Annotated in this window: 8 protein-coding genes; 6 read left to right on the top strand and 2 right to left on the bottom strand. The window is 61.2% G+C overall.

Annotation, left to right across the window (positions count from 1 at the left end; genetic code table 11):
* The 5 genes from ACQPW1_RS39325 to ACQPW1_RS39305 all read left to right on the top strand — a co-directional run bounded on the left by ACQPW1_RS39325 (nucleotide 1) and on the right by ACQPW1_RS39305 (nucleotide 8612).
* Nucleotides 1-1977 carry a type I restriction-modification system subunit M gene (locus ACQPW1_RS39325; protein WP_433657901.1) on the top strand — a complete coding sequence of 659 codons (1977 nt, stop codon included), beginning with the start codon at nucleotides 1-3 and terminating at the stop codon, nucleotides 1975-1977.
* Nucleotides 1974-3197 carry a restriction endonuclease subunit S gene (locus ACQPW1_RS39320; protein WP_433657899.1) on the top strand — a complete coding sequence of 408 codons (1224 nt, stop codon included), beginning with the start codon at nucleotides 1974-1976 and terminating at the stop codon, nucleotides 3195-3197. Before ACQPW1_RS39325 ends, ACQPW1_RS39320 begins: the two co-directional genes overlap by 4 nt.
* 15 nt (nucleotides 3198-3212) lie before the next feature.
* Nucleotides 3213-6350 (top strand): type I restriction endonuclease subunit R, encoded by a 3138-nt coding sequence (locus ACQPW1_RS39315; RefSeq protein WP_433657897.1) that lies wholly within the window; start codon nucleotides 3213-3215, stop codon nucleotides 6348-6350.
* 37 nt (nucleotides 6351-6387) lie between these two features.
* Entirely contained in the window at nucleotides 6388-7950 is a 1563-nt protein-coding gene (locus ACQPW1_RS39310; RefSeq protein WP_433657895.1) for a protein kinase domain-containing protein, read from the top strand.
* Between the two features lie 359 nt (nucleotides 7951-8309).
* Nucleotides 8310-8612: a hypothetical protein gene (locus ACQPW1_RS39305; protein WP_433657893.1), complete on the top strand. Its 303-nt coding sequence runs from the start codon at nucleotides 8310-8312 to the stop codon at nucleotides 8610-8612.
* A gap of 39 nt (nucleotides 8613-8651) precedes the next feature.
* On the opposite strand, the gene ACQPW1_RS39300 is transcribed toward ACQPW1_RS39305, so the two are convergent.
* Together ACQPW1_RS39300 and ACQPW1_RS39295 are read right to left on the bottom strand one after the other, a co-directional pair.
* Nucleotides 8652-8915: a hypothetical protein gene (locus ACQPW1_RS39300; RefSeq protein ID WP_433657891.1), complete on the bottom strand. Its 264-nt coding sequence runs from the start codon at nucleotides 8913-8915 to the stop codon at nucleotides 8652-8654.
* A 190-nt stretch (nucleotides 8916-9105) separates the two neighbouring features.
* Nucleotides 9106-9528 carry a helix-turn-helix domain-containing protein gene (locus ACQPW1_RS39295; RefSeq protein WP_433657889.1) on the bottom strand — a complete coding sequence of 141 codons (423 nt, stop codon included), beginning with the start codon at nucleotides 9526-9528 and terminating at the stop codon, nucleotides 9106-9108.
* A 2108-nt stretch (nucleotides 9529-11636) separates the two neighbouring features.
* Here ACQPW1_RS39295 and ACQPW1_RS39290 point away from each other — a divergent pair.
* Nucleotides 11637-16820: a PA14 domain-containing protein gene (locus ACQPW1_RS39290; RefSeq protein ID WP_433657887.1), complete on the top strand. Its 5184-nt coding sequence runs from the start codon at nucleotides 11637-11639 to the stop codon at nucleotides 16818-16820.
* Nucleotides 16821-16978: the final 158 nt, after the last annotated feature.

Below are 16978 nucleotides of genomic sequence, written 5' to 3'. Positions count from 1 at the left end.
GTGACCTCCGGACCCACACACGAACAGATGGCCGCCCGAATCTGGTCGATCGCTGACCGCCTGCGCGGAGATTACAAACGCCACGAATACGGCAGCGTGATCCTGCCGTACACCGTGCTGCGTCGACTCGACGCCGTAATGGGCCCCACCCGGCAGGCCGTGCGGGACAGGGCCGAAGCGACCAAAGACATCGAGAACAACCAAAAGGTGCTGGAGGGAGCGTCGGGTCTGCCGTACTTCAACACGTCGAAACAGGACTTCGAAACGGTCGGCAGCGACGACAGCGGCGTCGCCAAGAACCTCCGCGACTACCTCAGAGGGTACTCACCCAACGTCCGGCTGATCATGGAGCGGTTCGACTTCGACAACCAGATCACCCGACTCGCCACAACGAAACTGCTTTACCAAGTCCACAATCGGTTCGTCGCGATGGCCGACCTCGGCCAGCTCAGCAATGAGGATATGGGCTACGTCTTCGAGCACCTCATCCGGAAATTCGCCGAGGACTCCAACGAAACCGCTGGTGAGCACTTCACTCCTCGCGAAGTCATCGAACTCATGGCCAACCTGCTCATCGCCCCCGACAGCAGCACCGTTGCCGGACGAGGCCATGTCATCAACATCCTCGACCCGGCCTGCGGGACCGGTGGCATGCTCAGCGTCGCCGCCGACCACATCACTAATATCAATTCTCGGGTCAACCTGTTCCTGTTTGGCCAAGAGATCAACGCGGAATCCTGGGCGATCTGCGAGTCTGAGATGCTCATCCGCAATCAGCGCGGCACCATCCACTACGGCAATTCGTTCAGCGATGACGGCTTCAAAGACACGACCTTCGAGTACATGCTCGCCAACCCTCCCTTCGGCGTCGAGTGGAAGAAGGTCGAGCCAGAGGTCAGAGACGAAGCTGACCGCGGCCACGGCGGCCGGTTCGGCGCCGGTCTCCCGCGCATAAACGACGGCTCCCTACTGTTCCTCCAGCACATGATTTCCAAGATGGTCCCGGTCGAGGACGGCGGCACCCGCCTGGCCGTTGTTTTCAACGGCTCTCCGCTGTTCACCGGTGCCGCCGAGTCCGGCGAATCCAAGATCCGGCAATGGATCCTCGAAAATGACTGGCTCGAAGGAATCGTCGCCTTACCCGATCAACTGTTCTACAACACAGGCATCTCCACCTACTTCTGGATCCTCTCCAACCGAAAGAGCCGAAGCCTGCGCGACAAGGTGATCCTCCTCGACGCCCGCGACCAGTGGGAGAAGCTGCGCAAGTCTCTAGGCGACAAACGCAAATTCATCACCAAGGACCAGATCGCAGACATCACCCGCTTGTATCTCGACGCCGTCACCGTCGGTGCCGATTCCGACCACCCCAGCCACGGCAAGGTGAAGATCTTCCGTACCCGCGACTTCGGCTACCACCGCATCACTGTCGAACGGCCCCTCAAGCTTCGCTTCGAAGTCACCGACGACACCCTCGATGCCCTCGCCCACGCAAAACCCCTCGCCGATTGGGCCGATCGCGACGATTTCATCGACGCCCTCCGCCCACACATTGGGGCCATGTGGTGGACCAAGAAAGAAGCCACCAACGCGCTCCACAAAGCCGCCGCCGACCACGCCACCCCATGGCCGAAAGCCGCCGCTCTACTGAAGGGTATCTGGGCCGCCGTGTCGATCTCCGACCCCGAAGGCGAAGTCCAGAAGAAGCAGGACGGCACCATACTGCCTGACCCCGACCTGCGCGACTACGAGAACATCCCCCTCGACGAGGACGTTGAGGTGTACTTCTCTCGAGAAGTGATCCCGCACGTTCCCGACGCCTGGATCGACTACAACAAGACGAAGGTTGGCTACGAGATTCCGTTCACCCGACACTTCTACGTCTACTCTCCGCCGCGGCCGCTGGCGGAGATCGACGCGGAGCTACGGGAGCTGGAGAACAGGATTCAGAAGCTGTTGGGTGAGGTGACCGGGTGAGTCACCAACGTGTGAAGTATCAATACCGAGTCATCGACACCCGTGCGGGAATCCGTCAGCTTCCTCTTATGGCGGTGTCGATCCACCACGGTGTCGTCAGACGTGACAGCCTGACTGACGACTTACCGCGCGCCGAAGACTTGAGCAACTACAAAGTCTGTTCAGCCGGTGACATCGTCCTGAATCGCATGCGAGCATTTCAGGGCGCCATCGGGATTAGTCCTGAGCGTGGGCTCGTCAGTCCAGATTACCTCGTACTCCGACCCAACGCAGACGTAGACTCAGGATATTTACATCACGTCTTTAAATCGACCTGGTTTGTCGGCGAAATGACGTCCCGCCTCCGGGGAATAGGCAACATCGAGAGCGGAGCAGTTCGTACCCCGAGGATAAATCCAGAAGATCTGGGAGACATATCAATACCGATCCCGCCACTTGGCGAGCAACGAAGAATTGCCGACTTCCTCGATACGATCGTGGCACAAATAGACCAGATGTGCGATGCGCGAAGAGCTCAACGCGCAATCCTTGAAGAACGGCGACGTAGCATCATCGATAACCGTATCGATAACCTTAAGCCGGCCCGGTGCATACGCCTCGGATACCTATCCATCGTTCAATCTGGAATTACCGTCGACGCTAATCGTAAGGTAGATAAAGACAGTATCTATTACCCATACTTGCGAGTCGCCAACGTCCAAGAGGGCTACGTTGACCTGACCGAGCTGTCAACGATTGCAATTCCCAGAGCGATGGCGAGGTCGTCGAGACTTCGAAACGGCGATGTCCTCATGACGGAGGGCGGCGATCTGGATAAACTCGGGCGCGGCACCGTGTGGCGCGGAGAAGTAGACAACTGCCTACATCAAAATCATGTCTTCGCCGTACGCCCCAGGCGTGACATAGTAATTCCAGATTATTTGGCTATGCTAACAGGATCATCATTCGCACGTATCTATTTCGAGAGCACCGGCAATAAAACAACCAACCTCGCCTCGACCAGTAGTAGCAAGATTCGAGATTTCCGGATTCCCGTTCCCGATCTAAATACTCAGCGAACAACTTTCGCAGAAGCAGAAGCAGAACAATCCTACGTGCATCAACTCGCGCGAGAGCTCGATCGCCAACTCGCAGTACTTGTCGAACGCCGCCAAGGTCTGATTACTGCAGCCGTCACCGGGCAGCTCGACGCCACCACAGCTCGTCCGTCCCTCTCCTGAATCTGAAAGTGCCGCATGACCCCAAAAGCCGCAAAAGAGGTCGCGTTCGAAATCGCAGCAGAGAAGGCGCTGCTCTCGCAAGGTTGGTCACGTCCAGAGGGCGCGTTCGATGCGGAGCTTGGCTTTTACCTGGAGCCGATGTTCCGGTTTGTTACCACAACTCAGCCCAAGCAGTGGAAGCGTCTCGTCATCTTCGAAGGCGGCGATGAGGTGCAGGCGCGCAATCTGCTCTCGCGCCGGGTGGCCACGGATGTGAACGAACGCGGGGTCCTCGACGTCCTGCGGCAAGGGGTGAAGGAAAGAGGGCTGCAATTCGACTTGGCGTACTTCCGGCCGGGACATACGCTTGCGATTGACGCGCTTGTGGGTTACGAGGCCAATGTGCTGACGGTGGCGCGGCAGGTGTACTTCAGCAAGCGGTTCCCCGACAAGTCGGTGGACATGGCGTTGTTCGTTAATGGGCTGCCCACGGCGACAGTGGAGCTGAAGAATCCGAACACGGGGCAGAACGCCGACCATGCGATGGCTCAATACCGCGAACGGGATCCGAACGAGCTGCTGTTCGCGAAGCGGGCGCTCGTGCACTTCGCGGTGGACCCAGACCGGGCATTTCTCACAACGGCGCTGCGGGGCGCAGATACACGGTTCCTTCCTTTTAATGTTGGCACGAATGGCCCGGGAATATCCGGCAGCGCCGGGAATCCGCCGACGGAGGGCGACCGCTATGCCGTTTCCTATCTGTGGGAGCAGATTTGGCAGCGGGACAACTGGCTGGAAATCCTGCAGCGGTTCATCCATCTGGTGCTGCCGGACAAGAAGGGGCTGAAGGCGGACCCGCATACCTTGCCGCGGATCTTCCCCCGGTTCCATCAGTGGCACGCGGTGCACCGGATGGTGGCGCATGCGCGGGAGCACGGTGTCGGGCACAGTTACCTGATTCAGCATTCGGCTGGCTCGGGGAAATCGAATACCTTGGCGTGGCTGTCGCATCGGTTGTCGAACCTGTTCGACGCAGGTAACCAGCAGGTCTTCCACAAGGTCATCGTGATCACCGACCGCTTGGTGCTAGATCGTCAGTTGCAGAAGACGATTTACCAGTTCGACCACACTCCGGGCGTGGTGCGGAAGATCGATACGGACTCGAAGGAGTTGGCGCGGGCGTTGATGGACTCGACCGCGAAGATCGTCATCTCGACGTCACAGTTGTACGGATATGCGTTGGACAAGATCGACCAGGAATTGGCGCATCGGCGGTACGCGGTGGTGATCGACGAGGCACACTCCTCGCAGGGTGGGGAGTTCTCGGCCAATATCAAGAAGGTCGTCGGCGCCAACGCTATGCGGGAAGAGGGTGAGGACGAAGCCACCTATCAGACCCGGGTGCGAGGCAAACAGCCTAATCTGTCGTACTTTGCGTTCACGGCGACGCCGAAGTCTTCCACGCTCAAGCTGTTCGGCATGTTTGACCCGACGCGTCGCAACCCGCACACCGGTAAACTGGGCATGCAGGTGCCGTTCCACGTGTATTCGATGCGACAGGCGATCGACGAGGGTTACATCCTCGACGTGCTGGCGAACTATTTGACGTATAAGAGCAGATGGAGGCTACGGAACGCCGCAGCCGACCACCGGAAATCGCAGTTGACAAACCCCGACGTGGCCGCACGGCGGGCGCGACGGGAACTTATCCGGTACGCCGAACTGCATCCGAAGGCGATCAGCCAGAAAGCCGTCCTGATCGTCGATGACTTTCGGGAGAATATGGCCTGGCGGCTGGAAGGGCGAGCCAAAGCGATGGTGGTAACCAGTGGGCGTGAGCACGCGCATGATCTCTATCAGGCGATGAAGACATATATCGCCCGTGCTGGCTTCACCGACTGCGGCACGCTGGTGGCGTTCTCCGGATCGTTGAAAGACAAGGAGACCGACATCGATTTCTCCGAGTCCATGCTGAACGGATTCTCCGAAACTCAACTGCCGGAGATGTTCCGCTATGTGAAAGCCGATGATCCGTATGCCGCCACACGACGCCAAGACGAGTACCGGCTGCTGGTGGTGGCTGATAAGTATCAGACTGGTTTCGATGAGCCGTTGTTGTGTGGCATGTATGTCGACAAGGCCCTTACCGGAATCGCGGCTGTCCAAACACTGTCTCGGCTAAACCGAATCCACAACCTCAAGACGCAAGAGGATGTCCGAATCCTCGACCTTTTCAACAAGGTCGAGGCGATCAAGGAGTCGTTCAAAGATTGGTACGAGGCTACGATCAGTGACCCGCCGGCTTGGGATGTGTTGTACCAGAAGCAGCGGCTGGTGATGTCGTATCAGATTCTAGTCGCCTCCGAGATGGACTCATACATGAAGATCCTGCAGGAGGCCGCCACCAGCAAGTTGACCTCAACCGCCGAGAGCAGGCTGCACGCGCAGTTACATAACCTGATCACCCCGGCTCTCGACCGCTTCGCCGCCCTCGACACCGACGACGAACGCGAGGGCTTCCGCGGTGAACTCTCGGGCTACCTGAGCGCCTACAGCCTGATCGCTCAAGTGGTCGACTGGGGTGACCCGGACCTTGAGCGACTGTACGAATACGGCCGGACGTTGCTCAAACGGTTGCCAGGACGCCCGACCGTCGCCGTAGACATTGGCGACCCCGATCTGACCCACTACCGGCTGTCTGAAACTGGCCGACACAACCTGGCGCTGACGCCCACCGGCGACAGAGACGTCCGCGGTCACGCCGCCGACGGCGGGTATCACGAGCCAGATATGCGCCCCCTCGCCGAGGTTATCGACGAACTCAACGAGCGGTTCGGGCTCGACCTAGGTACCTCCGACCAGATCCTCTTCTACCAGCAGGTCGCGGGCATCGTCGAGAACCCGACAATGGAGGAGATCGCGCTAATGAACGGGGAGGAACGCTTCGCCCAGGTTATCGACGGTGCCCTCGACGGTGTCGTCGCCGAGAACGCCGAGCGGAACCTACGGTTCGCCAAGGTGTATTTCGACAATGACGAGTTCCGCAAGGTCTACAAGGAGGAAGCTACCAAGCAGGCGTACCGGATCTTTACCTCACCTGTGCGGGATCAGGCCCTGAACCGGTTGCGGGAAGCGATGCGACGCGACACCCTTGAAGGCACTCCAAAGGGTTAATCGGACAAGAGAATTGGGCATAGTGGGGAATCTCGGTATGACAGAAGGCGACGGAGGGTGGCTACTCGCGGGACGGTACCGCGTCAAAGGCATCGTCGGCCGCGGTGGGATGAGCGAGGTGTTCTATGGCCACGACGAGCGTCTCGACCGGGCTGTGGCGATCAAGTTCCTGAAGCTGGGTGATGTCGTCGTCGCGGACAGCCCGGAGAACGCGGCGATCGTGGACCAACTCAAAGCCGATCGCGTCCGGTTCGTCCGCGAGGTACGGACCATGGCCAGCATTGAACACCCCGGTATCCCCGCGGTGTTCGACACCGACCAGGAGCAGGACGGGCTGCGCCGCCAATGGATAGTGATGCCGCTGCTACGCGGCGCAACACTGGCGTCTCTGCTTGAGACCGACTTCGCAGAGACCTTGCCGAGCATCGCCTGGGTCGCCGCTGTCGGAGCGCAAGCGGCCGCCGCCCTAGACTGTGTGCACACCGCAGACGTCGTGCACCGCGATATCAAACCTGCCAACGTCATGGTGCTCGACGACGGCACTGTGAAGGTCCTCGACTTCGGCATCGCGCTGGCACGCGGCGCCGGCGCGATGCCACGCCTAACGCAGATCGACCGTACCGTCGGCACCGCGCCGTACATGTCGCCCGAACAGTTCAACTGGGAACCGGTTACCCCGGCCTCTGATATCTACTCGCTGGGATGCGTCCTTCTCGAAACGATCACCGGAGACCCGCCATTTCCCCTGATCGAAGGCTCCCAGCAGTCGCTACGCGCACAACACCACGGCTCCGCACGGCCGTCGGCAGCATCGCGACGACCTGACGTTCCTCGCGAGGTCGATCAACTGATCACCTCGATGATGTCGGTCGACCCGCAGCAACGCCCAACGGCGAGACAGGTGTACGACGCGTTGCGCCAGTGGGCCGCGACCGGTACAGCCACAGACGGTTACCGCGATCCGACGCGCCAGTTCCACAGCCCGCTCCTGACACTCCCTGCGCCTACCCGCTCCAGGCAACCAAGCGATGCACTGTCTCCCGTCGAGTTCGAGTCGCTCCAGTCAGCGGTCGGAGAACTCTTCAGGGAAGGACACTTTCAGCAAGCAATCGACCTGCTCGAAGGAACGCTGGCCGAGCGTAAGGCTGATGCCGTCGACGTTGTGATTATCCGACACACCCTCGGTACCGCGTTGCACTTCGCGGGGCGGTACCGGGCCGCGGTCTCGCACCTTGACTACGTTGCCCAGCAAGTGCGACGGCACCAGCAAGAAGACTACTTCAGCCTCGACTGTGCGTTCCTGATCGGCTCGGCCTATGCGGCCCTTGGCGAACCCACCAAGGCACTTCCCCATCTGGTGTTCTATCTCCACAACGCCACCGACGAGTTCGATACTCAAGCGCACGAGCGTCGAAGAGAAGCGGAGTACTTGGTCGCGGCGATGCACGAGGCTGAAGGTCGCACTGACGAAGCCATCGATGAATACCGGCAGCTCCGGGGTCGCGTTGCCGAAGAGCTTGGGGCCGACGCTGTGCAGGTCGCGAGCATCGACAGGCGAATCGCGCATCTGAACAGCAGGAATGGTGCCAAAGAGGTATGAGTCGGCCGAATAATCGACAGCGTTCGGCCGACCGCGTAGCCGCCCGCGAAGCGACTCGTCATCGAGTCACTGCCAGCCGTGACGAGGGCGAGACTGTTGCCTGTTGTAGAGCAATCCGCGGCGGCGTGGGAGCAAACAATGAACAGCTGCACCTCAAGGTCCCGGGGCCAGTCAATCTCGCTCAAGTCAGCATCGGCGATCGGTAGCAGGAAGCCGATGCCCCGAGGTACAGCGAGGATCTTCAGGCTGCAGCGTTTTCGCGCCATGCGCCCGCCGGTCGGCCTAGCGAAACCTCGACAGCAATGTCGGACCCTTATGGTTCCATGATCGTCAACTTCCACTAGGGCAGGATGATTGACATGGATGATGCAGAATTGGTTGCCATCATTGAGCTTGATGCCAACTCGAACGAGGATGCCTGGACTCAGGCCAATTGGATTGGGAAGCTCGCTATATACAAGGCGGCGGGGGTAACCGACCAGAGCGCCGTCGAGAAGGCCCCCGTGACTTGGATCAGCGGCGGCCGTGGGTTGGCTGTCACCGCAGCCGATGGTCGAACCTACAAAGCAGAAATAGTCACACGTGAAACCGGAGGTCCCGCCACAAGCATCCCGCGCCGCGTCCTATACCCCGGAGACCCCGACTGGCCATCTCGAATCTGACGACCACAGGAAGGGTGATTCAGGTACTCGAACTTCAGGTTATTGCCAGCCGGACGGCGCCCGGTTCGGTTCGGCCCAATTATGCCGCGTGATCAGTCGACAGCGGTTCCGGGGTGCATGACCGCAACGCGGTAGTCGGGCCGACGATCGGATCGAACCTGACAACGCGGCGGCATTCGCGGCCACCGAGCGGGCATGTGCGGTCAGCCGGTTGGGTAGCTGTGCGAGGTCATCGATGATGGTGGGGATGTTGGCGGCGAACCCGGCCAGGCCGCCGAGCGTGATCACCACCTGCGGCGTCACTGAGGATGGATCTAGCGTCGACGACACTGTGCTGGGGTTGGTATCGAGTGAGGGGATTGCCGGTGACGGCACGCCCGATCGCCGAGAGCGCCGGTGAGATTTGCGGAGAGGTCGAGCAGTAGAGATCGCCGTGGGCGCACACAGTTGCGTACTTGGCGGCGAAGGCGTCGGGGCCGCCGATCATATGACCTCAGTGGCGTGGTCGGCTGTGGGTGTCGCGTCGAGGGATGCCGCGGCGTTCGAGCGCGGAGCGGACGGTGGTGTGGGCGACGCCGAGGTGGTCGCCGATTCGCTGGAGTGATTCGCCGTGCTGGTATCTGGTGACGGCGTGGTCGATTTCGTCGTCGGTGAGGCGCCGCTGTTCCCGGATGTTGGCGCCTCCTGTGCGGAGGATGGTGAGGATGCTGGCTTTGGCGAGTTGCCATTGGGCGGCGAGTTGTTTGGCGGAGGAACCGGTGTCGTAGGCGGCGATTATCTCGGTTCGGTCTGTGTCGGTGAGTCGTCGTTCGAGTTTCCGGGCCCGGGATGGGATCTCCCGGCGGGGGAGCGGGGGAGTTGGTCCGGTGGGGTCCGGCAGCTTGGTCAGCAGCTTTTCCAGTGCGCCTACCTGCATCTTTGTGTTGTAGTAACCTCCCCCAAGGTCCACTCAGCGGACAGAGTCCGCATGGATTACACCGGATCCCGGGGCTCTTTTCAACAGAGCTTCGGGATCTTTTGCTTGTTCTGGCAGCAGTTTTGTCAGCGTGGTGGCCCCACTTTCGCGTGGACTCACACGTCCAGGGGCGTCGTCATGGAGCGCAGGACGCTCGGCCAGCGGACTGACTGTGTCGGCGCCGGGCTAGGGTTTGATGGAGGCCGCGGTATCAAGCCCTCAATCCACTCGGATGCGATGCAGCGCCGGAATCAGGCAGCTCGCCTAGTCGTGGAACGCTGCGACGAGCTGTCTGCCTTGAGTAGGAGAACGGACAGCAACAGTGGGCGCGACGGACTTGAATACGTGCTGGAAGCAGAAGCTCGTGATCGAGATGCTCGGTCGGCTGACACCTGCACAAGCCGACGTGATGCACATGTCTATGGACGGATGGAAGCCATCCGAGATTGCCGAGCGCACAAGCGTTTCTGCTGACCGTCGATGTGTGGCACCGGCACAGGCCGTGGGAGTCCGCAAAGCGCCAGTTGCAGTTAATACGTAAGTTTTGCGAGCTTGTTGCTTCCTCGTGCTAGACGGAACTGCTCGCCGAGGTCCGGCGGGCTTGCGGACCCTCGATTCGTCGTCGACCTGCCGGTTGAGCGCCGGTACCTCGGATCGTCCCCGACCCCTACGCAAGGCTCGCCGCCAACCGCATCGAGTCGGTGGTGCTGCCGTTCTGAGCACCCTCAAACCGCGGGCTCTCGCCCTGGGAGGATGCGGAGGTTGCCGTCGCCGCTTCCATGCCGACGTTGCGGGCGGCGGTGGCTCGCTGATGCGCTCTCCGGCTTGCGAGGCGAGGGCGAGCGTACGCGCAGTTCTAGCATCCGTCTATCCTGGGTTCTGCTGAAAACGAGCCTGCTGTCTTTCTGTGAAAGATGCTGTCCGCAAATGGAATTCGTTGGATGCCGGATTTCGTCTCCTCGACGGGACGCGATGCAGGGGAGGCTGTTGCGATCGGTGGATTCGCGGTGGCCAGCCGATCGCAGAAGCCGATTTCGTGCTGTGGGCAGATGACCACTCGAACGCTCATGCGGGGTATCGCGGTGTGAGTCGCTGGAAGGCCGTTCGCGGAGTACAGGGATTGTGGGACTGGCTCTGTGTGGAAATCACCCGGATCAGGACATCAACAGGCCAACGCAGCCAACACCTTTCAACCCACCAACACCAGAGCGCCCCATCAGCACCTATCACTGCGCAACACGACATACTCGCTGAGGGATTGACAAACGTCGGAGCTTAGGTGATCCTCTTGGAGGCGCTATAGTTGTGCCTTCATCCCTTGATTCGCGGGATTCCCTCCCCTCCCGGCCGGTATGCAGCCGAACTTCGACTGTTGTTGCCGTACAGCCACTTTGGTGGATCTGAGAGACGTGCTCGGTTCCTGCGCCGCGTTTAGCTCCCCAGTCGGCATGGGCGTTGGCTCCCCATTTGATCCAACTGTACCGTTATCCGGGTGGCAGGGGGTCTTCGTCCCAATATCGTTCGTTATCAGTCAATCCCGTGTGATGGAGTGTGCATCGATGAGCAACGTCTTGAAGTAAGGGTTTCCAAACAAGTTACGCAGCATGCTGTAAGTCTGTACATCGTCAGCGTGCGCGATCGGCAAGACGCTCGATTCTGTGAGATGTCCTCCTAATAAAGCTATTTGAAACTCTGACCCCTTCTGTTGCCGCGTGGGATGACTGCCTGGTGTGTCGAATCCACATGGACTACATGTTAGTTTCGAGCGAACCGCAGGCATGATCCATGCGTAGATTCCAAACATGCTGGCCTGGTAACGAATTGGAGGATCAGCTCTGAACGGGAACCTGAGGTAGGGCACTGAAGTCCGCGGTTGTAATACGAGCCGCGGCGCGTGTAGTTCCGGCATCACGAATTCCGTCTGGAATGGGTTGGTCCCGTTGCTGCTGTTCTGTCGGATTTACGCTGCCCGTCTATGGGCTCGGGGATTGTGGAGTGTGATGAAATATCGCTGTCAGGGCGACGCTTCGGTGCGTTGGCTCTTTGCTAATTGGTATCGCTTGAGCGCGGTGGCGCTGTCAATTCTGCTGGTCGCGACATTGGTGCAGATAGTGGTGTCGCCGCCAAGTGCGGCGGCTCCGTTGCCGCCGCGGGCTGTGCCGCTGCTGGCCTCAGGGGACGGCCCGTCTTCGAAGCTCGAGCTCGAACCGGAGCCCCCTCTGCCCGCCGCCGATTTCGTGCCGTTGGGGCGCGCTGGGGCGGTCGACAGTCCTGGTGCGGGTCCGCGGAAGCGGGCGCCGGAGGATCTGAAGACGGTGTTGGTTGCCCCGGCCGATAACGCCATTCTGGCTTCCGAGACACCCCTGTTGAAGGTCGCCGTAACCGGCGCTGGAGAAGGCACGAAGTTTTGCTTCAAGGTGTCGACCGGTTTCGACGGTCGCACCGGCAGCGTGGCGCAGTCGGGGTGTCTGCCGGAACCGCAGTGGACGGTACCGCGAAATGTGGTGGCGAACGGGGGCCGATACACCTGGACCGTCGAGACCGTCGCCAAGGGTGCGCAGACACCGACACCGGCGAGCTGGGTCGGTCATTTCACCATCGATCAGCGCACGGGTGATCCGAAACCGACCCCGACCGATTCGCTGGGGCCGGTGACAGTGAACTTGTTCAACGGCAACGTCCGTCTCGATGCCGCAGGTCCGACCTTCTCGGCGCTGGGTGGGCCCGCGGGGGTGACGTTCGCCTACAACTCACGCCAAGGTGAAGCCCGGGGTGTGCGGGCCTCTTATTTCAACGATCCCGCCCACAACGGGGTCCCCGGTGACGTTCCGGTGCTGGTGCGCACCGAATCTGAGGTGGACCTGTTCTGGGGTAACAAATGGAACGACGAGACCAACCGAGACCCGCTACCGCCCGGTCTGGCCGACGACTGGTACGTGATCCGGTGGGAGGGCTATTTTCAAGCCCCGGTCGACGGCGATTACCGCTTCGCGGGCGCGCACACCCCCGGAGCGAAGATCTGGGCCGGCGATCGGCTGGTCTACAACAACCCTGAGGCCGGGGGCATCTTCTATGACAAATTCACCGAAGCCGGTCCGAAACGTGCCGACGAGGTGACGCTGGCCGCTGGTCAGCGGGTGCCGATCAAGGTCGAGCTATATAACCATTCCGCTGATCCGCCGGCGATGGTGTTGTGGGTCAAGAGCACCCAGGGTGCGCCAAGTCTGCGCATACATAATCTGGGGCCCCGGATCGTGCCAGCCCAGTGGCTCTATCCCGCTGATCCGCCGCCGTTGCCTGCGGGTTGGACGTTGTCGATGCCGGCCAGCAGCTACAACCACGCCGCGATGCTCGACGGCGCGGTGGTGCTCACCGACGGTGCGGGCGGCAAACACAGCTGGGCCAAGACTGCCGGTGGTTATCGCGCACCGCCGGACCGCGATGGGGTGGTGGCCTTCGATACCAAGGGTCGGCTGTCGGTCTCCGAGAACGGTGTGGTGTCGCTGTTTCATGCCGACGGCACCCTCGCAGAAGTCTCGACCGTGCTCGACAGCAAGAAACCCGCGTCGTTGCAGTACCGCTACAGCGGTTCCCCGGCACGGCTGACCGAGATCGTCGACCCGGTATCGGGGCGCTCGCACACCCTGCACTACAACACCAACGGCAGCGATAGCTGCTACGGCGGAGTGCCGCTCCCCTCGGGGGCCAACTCCGCACCCGCACAACAGTTGTGCCGCATCACCTATTGGGACGGCACCGAAACCCGGCTGTGGTATCTGCTGAACGTTCTCGCTCGGATCGAGAACCCCGGCGCGGCCATGCAGGACTTCAGCTACACCAACCTCGCCGAAGTCCAGAAGGAATACCGCAAGACCAGCAGCGAGATCAAACGCCAAGAACTCCTCGCCAGTATCGGGCCATTGAGCTTTGTCCGCGGCAACCTGGGCCACGACTGGGCTTCGATCCAACAGTTCCCCTCCCAGGCGCTCGTACACACGGCGATCCAGTACAAAAAGTTCGTCGAAGAGCCGGGGGTGCCCGAACGCCTGCGTGCTGTCGCTGTCACCGGACCGTCCCCCGATGGCGGTTACCTGGGCAAACGGCCCACCCACTATTACGGCTACGACATCGGCGGCAGGCAAGCGATCGTCAACGTCGACGGGATCGGCGGGCTCAACTCGCCACCGGAAAACACTGTTACCTGGGACGATGCTGGTCGCCTTCTTGCCTCGACTAACGCTGTTGGCGACACCGTCCGCAGCGAATGGAACGCGAAAGACCAGCGAACAGCCACGATTGACTCGACCGGTCGCCGCTCGACGGTGATCTACGACCACGCGGACCGGCCGACCGACAGTTATGGTCCGGCTCCGGCGGCCTGTTTCACCGGCCAGTTGCCGACCCCGCAGTGCGCGAACACGATGCCCCACACCAATACTCGGTACGACAAGAATCTGGCCGGGTTGGAGGCCGCCTACTACGACAACCCGTTCACTTCCGGAGTCCCGAAAGACTGGGCGACCGGTGTCGGCTCCGCCGACGGCAGTCTGAAACGTAGCTGGGGATCGACCCCGCCGGTCGCGAACAAGGGCGGCTGGTCTGGCCGATTCACCGGCGAAATCAAGTTCCCCGCGACCGGCGACTATGCACTCGGGTTCACCGTCGTCGATGGTGTCCGGGTGTGGATCGATGACGTGCTCATCGTGGACAGCTGGACCGATAAGGCCGCCACCGCTGTCCCGGGCACCTACACCAACACCACAGCCGGTAGTTGGCATCGTGTTCGGGTCGACTACTACAACCGCAGTGGCAAAACCGGGGCACTCGATTTCACCTGGAAACCCCCGGGCGCTGGATCCGCTGTCACAGTGCCAGGGCAGAGCCTGGCACCCCGCTACGGTCTCCAAACCGACCAGATCGCTGAGAACACCTCCGGCGGCGACACCGAACGCGCGCCCGCGAAGAAACTCGAGACAAGTTACTCAGACCCCAACAATGGGATCGACCCCGTGCTCGGACTGGCAGTGTCCAAAACCGGAGACCCGGGCGGCATCAACCTGACCGGCCGGACGCTGATGGAAAAGCCCGGCCAAGGCTATCTGCGGCAACTGGCCGCAGCCCTGCCTGGCGGTGACCTCACCAATGCCGACAAGCGCGGCACTGTCACCTACTACGGGGACCGCGAAACCCGCTCGAACCCTTGTCAATCGAACTCCGCAGCTGCCGACCAGGGCGGCATGGTCAAAACCGTTCGGGGACCCAAGAACTCGGACGGATCAGCCAACGCGGTCGAGTCGGTGTACGACGGCGCAGGCCGTCTTGTCGCTGCCCGCACCAACAGTGAGCCGTGGTCGTGTGTGAGCTACGACGCCCGTGACCGCGTCGTGGAGAAGTCGTTCCCGGCGATGGGTGACAAACCGGCCCGCACCATCACCTACGACTACGCCGTCGACGGCAACCCGCTGAAGCTGAAGGTCAGCGACAACAGCGGATCGACCACCACCACGATCGACCTGCTCGGCCAGACCGTGTCCTACACCGACGCGGGCGGGGTCACCACCACCAACGCCTACGACCCTGCCGGGCGCAAAATCAGCGAAACCACTTCGGTCAAGGCGGCTACCTCCACCCTGAACTACCACTGGGATGACGCGTCCCGACTGACCGGCCTGGACCTTGACGGGGCCGGGGTCGCAACCCCGGGCTACAACGCGGGAATCCTGGACAAGGTCGCCTACGGCAACGGATCCAACCTCGCGATCACCCACAACGCCGCCGGCTCAACGACCGGCCTCTCCTGGAAGATATCGGGCTCCACCGTCGCCAGTGCCGTCACCCGATCGCGTGATCAACGCATCACCGACGAAACCATCACCGACACAGCTGGTTCCGGCACCACCTACAACAGTTCCTACACCTATGACGGTGTCGGTCGCCTGGTCGCTGCCGCCGTGCCGCACCACAAGCTCACCTACAGCTTCGCTGGCGACAACGGGTGCGGGCCGAACAAAAAGGCAGGGTCCAACACCAATCGCACTGCCTTCACCGACAGCTTCAACGGTGCTCCGGCGACCACCACCAATTACTGCTACGACGACGCAGACCGGTTGCTGTCTACCAACGGGGCTACCGCCCTGTCGTTCACCTACGACGCTTACGGCAACGCGACCAAAATCGGTACCGACACCCTCGGATACGACTCCACCCTCCGACACATCTCCACCACCACCGCGGCCGGACGCTCCGTCGTCTACACCCGCGACGTCACCGACCGCATCACCACGCGAACCGTCCGCGACAACGCCAAACCCGCACAAGTCACCCGCTACGGTTTCACCTCCAACGCCGGCGGCCCCGATTTCGTCCTCGACGATTCCGGAACCCTGCGCCAACGAATGCTGAAACTACCCGGCGGCGCTCTGCTCACCAAGAACTTCACCGACACCAAAACCGCCAACTGGTCCTACCCCAACATCCACGGCGACATCCTGCTCACCACCGACCACACCGCCACCCGCACCGGCGCACTCCATCTCTACGACCCCTACGGCCAAAACATCGACCCCGCCACCGGCACCATCGGTGACATCCCGATCCCGGCCACCGCAGAGGGCGGGATGGACTTCGGATGGCTCGGCCAGCACACCGTCCCCATCGAACACGTCGCCAGCCAACAAGCCCTCGAAATGGGAGTACGCACCTACCTACCCATCCTCGGCAGATTCCTGCAAGCCGACCCCATCTCCGGCGGATCAGCCAACAACTACGACTACGTCAACGCCGACCCGATCAACACCCTCGATCTCACCGGTAAAAAGGCCGACCCCACCGTCCACAGATGGTTGGTCGATCAATGGGGAGAACCCGTACCGTATAGGGTCGGATACTGGGATCCGGTTGCGGATAAAGGCCTGGGCCTTGAGAAGGCTGTCGGAAAGCACAATCTCACCAACTCCGATGTTGTGGCTGAGGTGGTCAGAAGTCCGACGACATCAGACTTGCAGCCCGACGCAAAATGGGTTTACCGAAAAGAATTCGTACGCCAGATTAAACAACGAAACGGAACCTGGATGACTATCGACGAGGTGTGGGTCAGAGTGGTGATAGATTATGGGCCATTGAAGGACGATCAGAAAGCAGGAGAAGGCGGAGTGATAACCGCGCACTGCGAAGGTACGACGAGATGCCCGGACTGGATCAACCAAACGCTCAGTAACCAGAGCAAGACGTTTTCGGGGCCTCCGCACCGATGAGCGACGAACGCGTGCTGACAGGTGGAAGCGACTCGACGTGTCCCTTCCACCTCGGCGGCCGAGGGACCTGGTACCTCAAAGGCCGGACAATCCGCACTAGCTGATCTCATGGTCGGGTCGCTCTCCCGGGCCTGTCGCGTCAGTCTGGTCTGCCGCTC

This window comes from Nocardia sp. CA-128927 (genome assembly GCF_050955855.1).
Classification (GTDB): domain Bacteria; phylum Actinomycetota; class Actinomycetes; order Mycobacteriales; family Mycobacteriaceae; genus Nocardia.
This window is presented reverse-complemented; position numbering and strand designations above follow the sequence as displayed.

What these genes read in the sequence shown, in the direction of transcription:
- ACQPW1_RS39315 (WP_433657897.1), top strand. Translation starts at nt 3,213, where the DNA reads ATGACCCCAAAAGCCGCAAAAGAGGTCGCGTTCGAAATCGCAGCAGAG.
- ACQPW1_RS39310 (WP_433657895.1), top strand. Translation starts at nt 6,388, where the DNA reads ATGACAGAAGGCGACGGAGGGTGGCTACTCGCGGGACGGTACCGCGTC.
- ACQPW1_RS39305 (WP_433657893.1), top strand. Translation starts at nt 8,310, where the DNA reads ATGGATGATGCAGAATTGGTTGCCATCATTGAGCTTGATGCCAACTCG.
- ACQPW1_RS39295 (WP_433657889.1), bottom strand. Translation starts at nt 9,528, where the DNA reads ATGCAGGTAGGCGCACTGGAAAAGCTGCTGACCAAGCTGCCGGACCCC.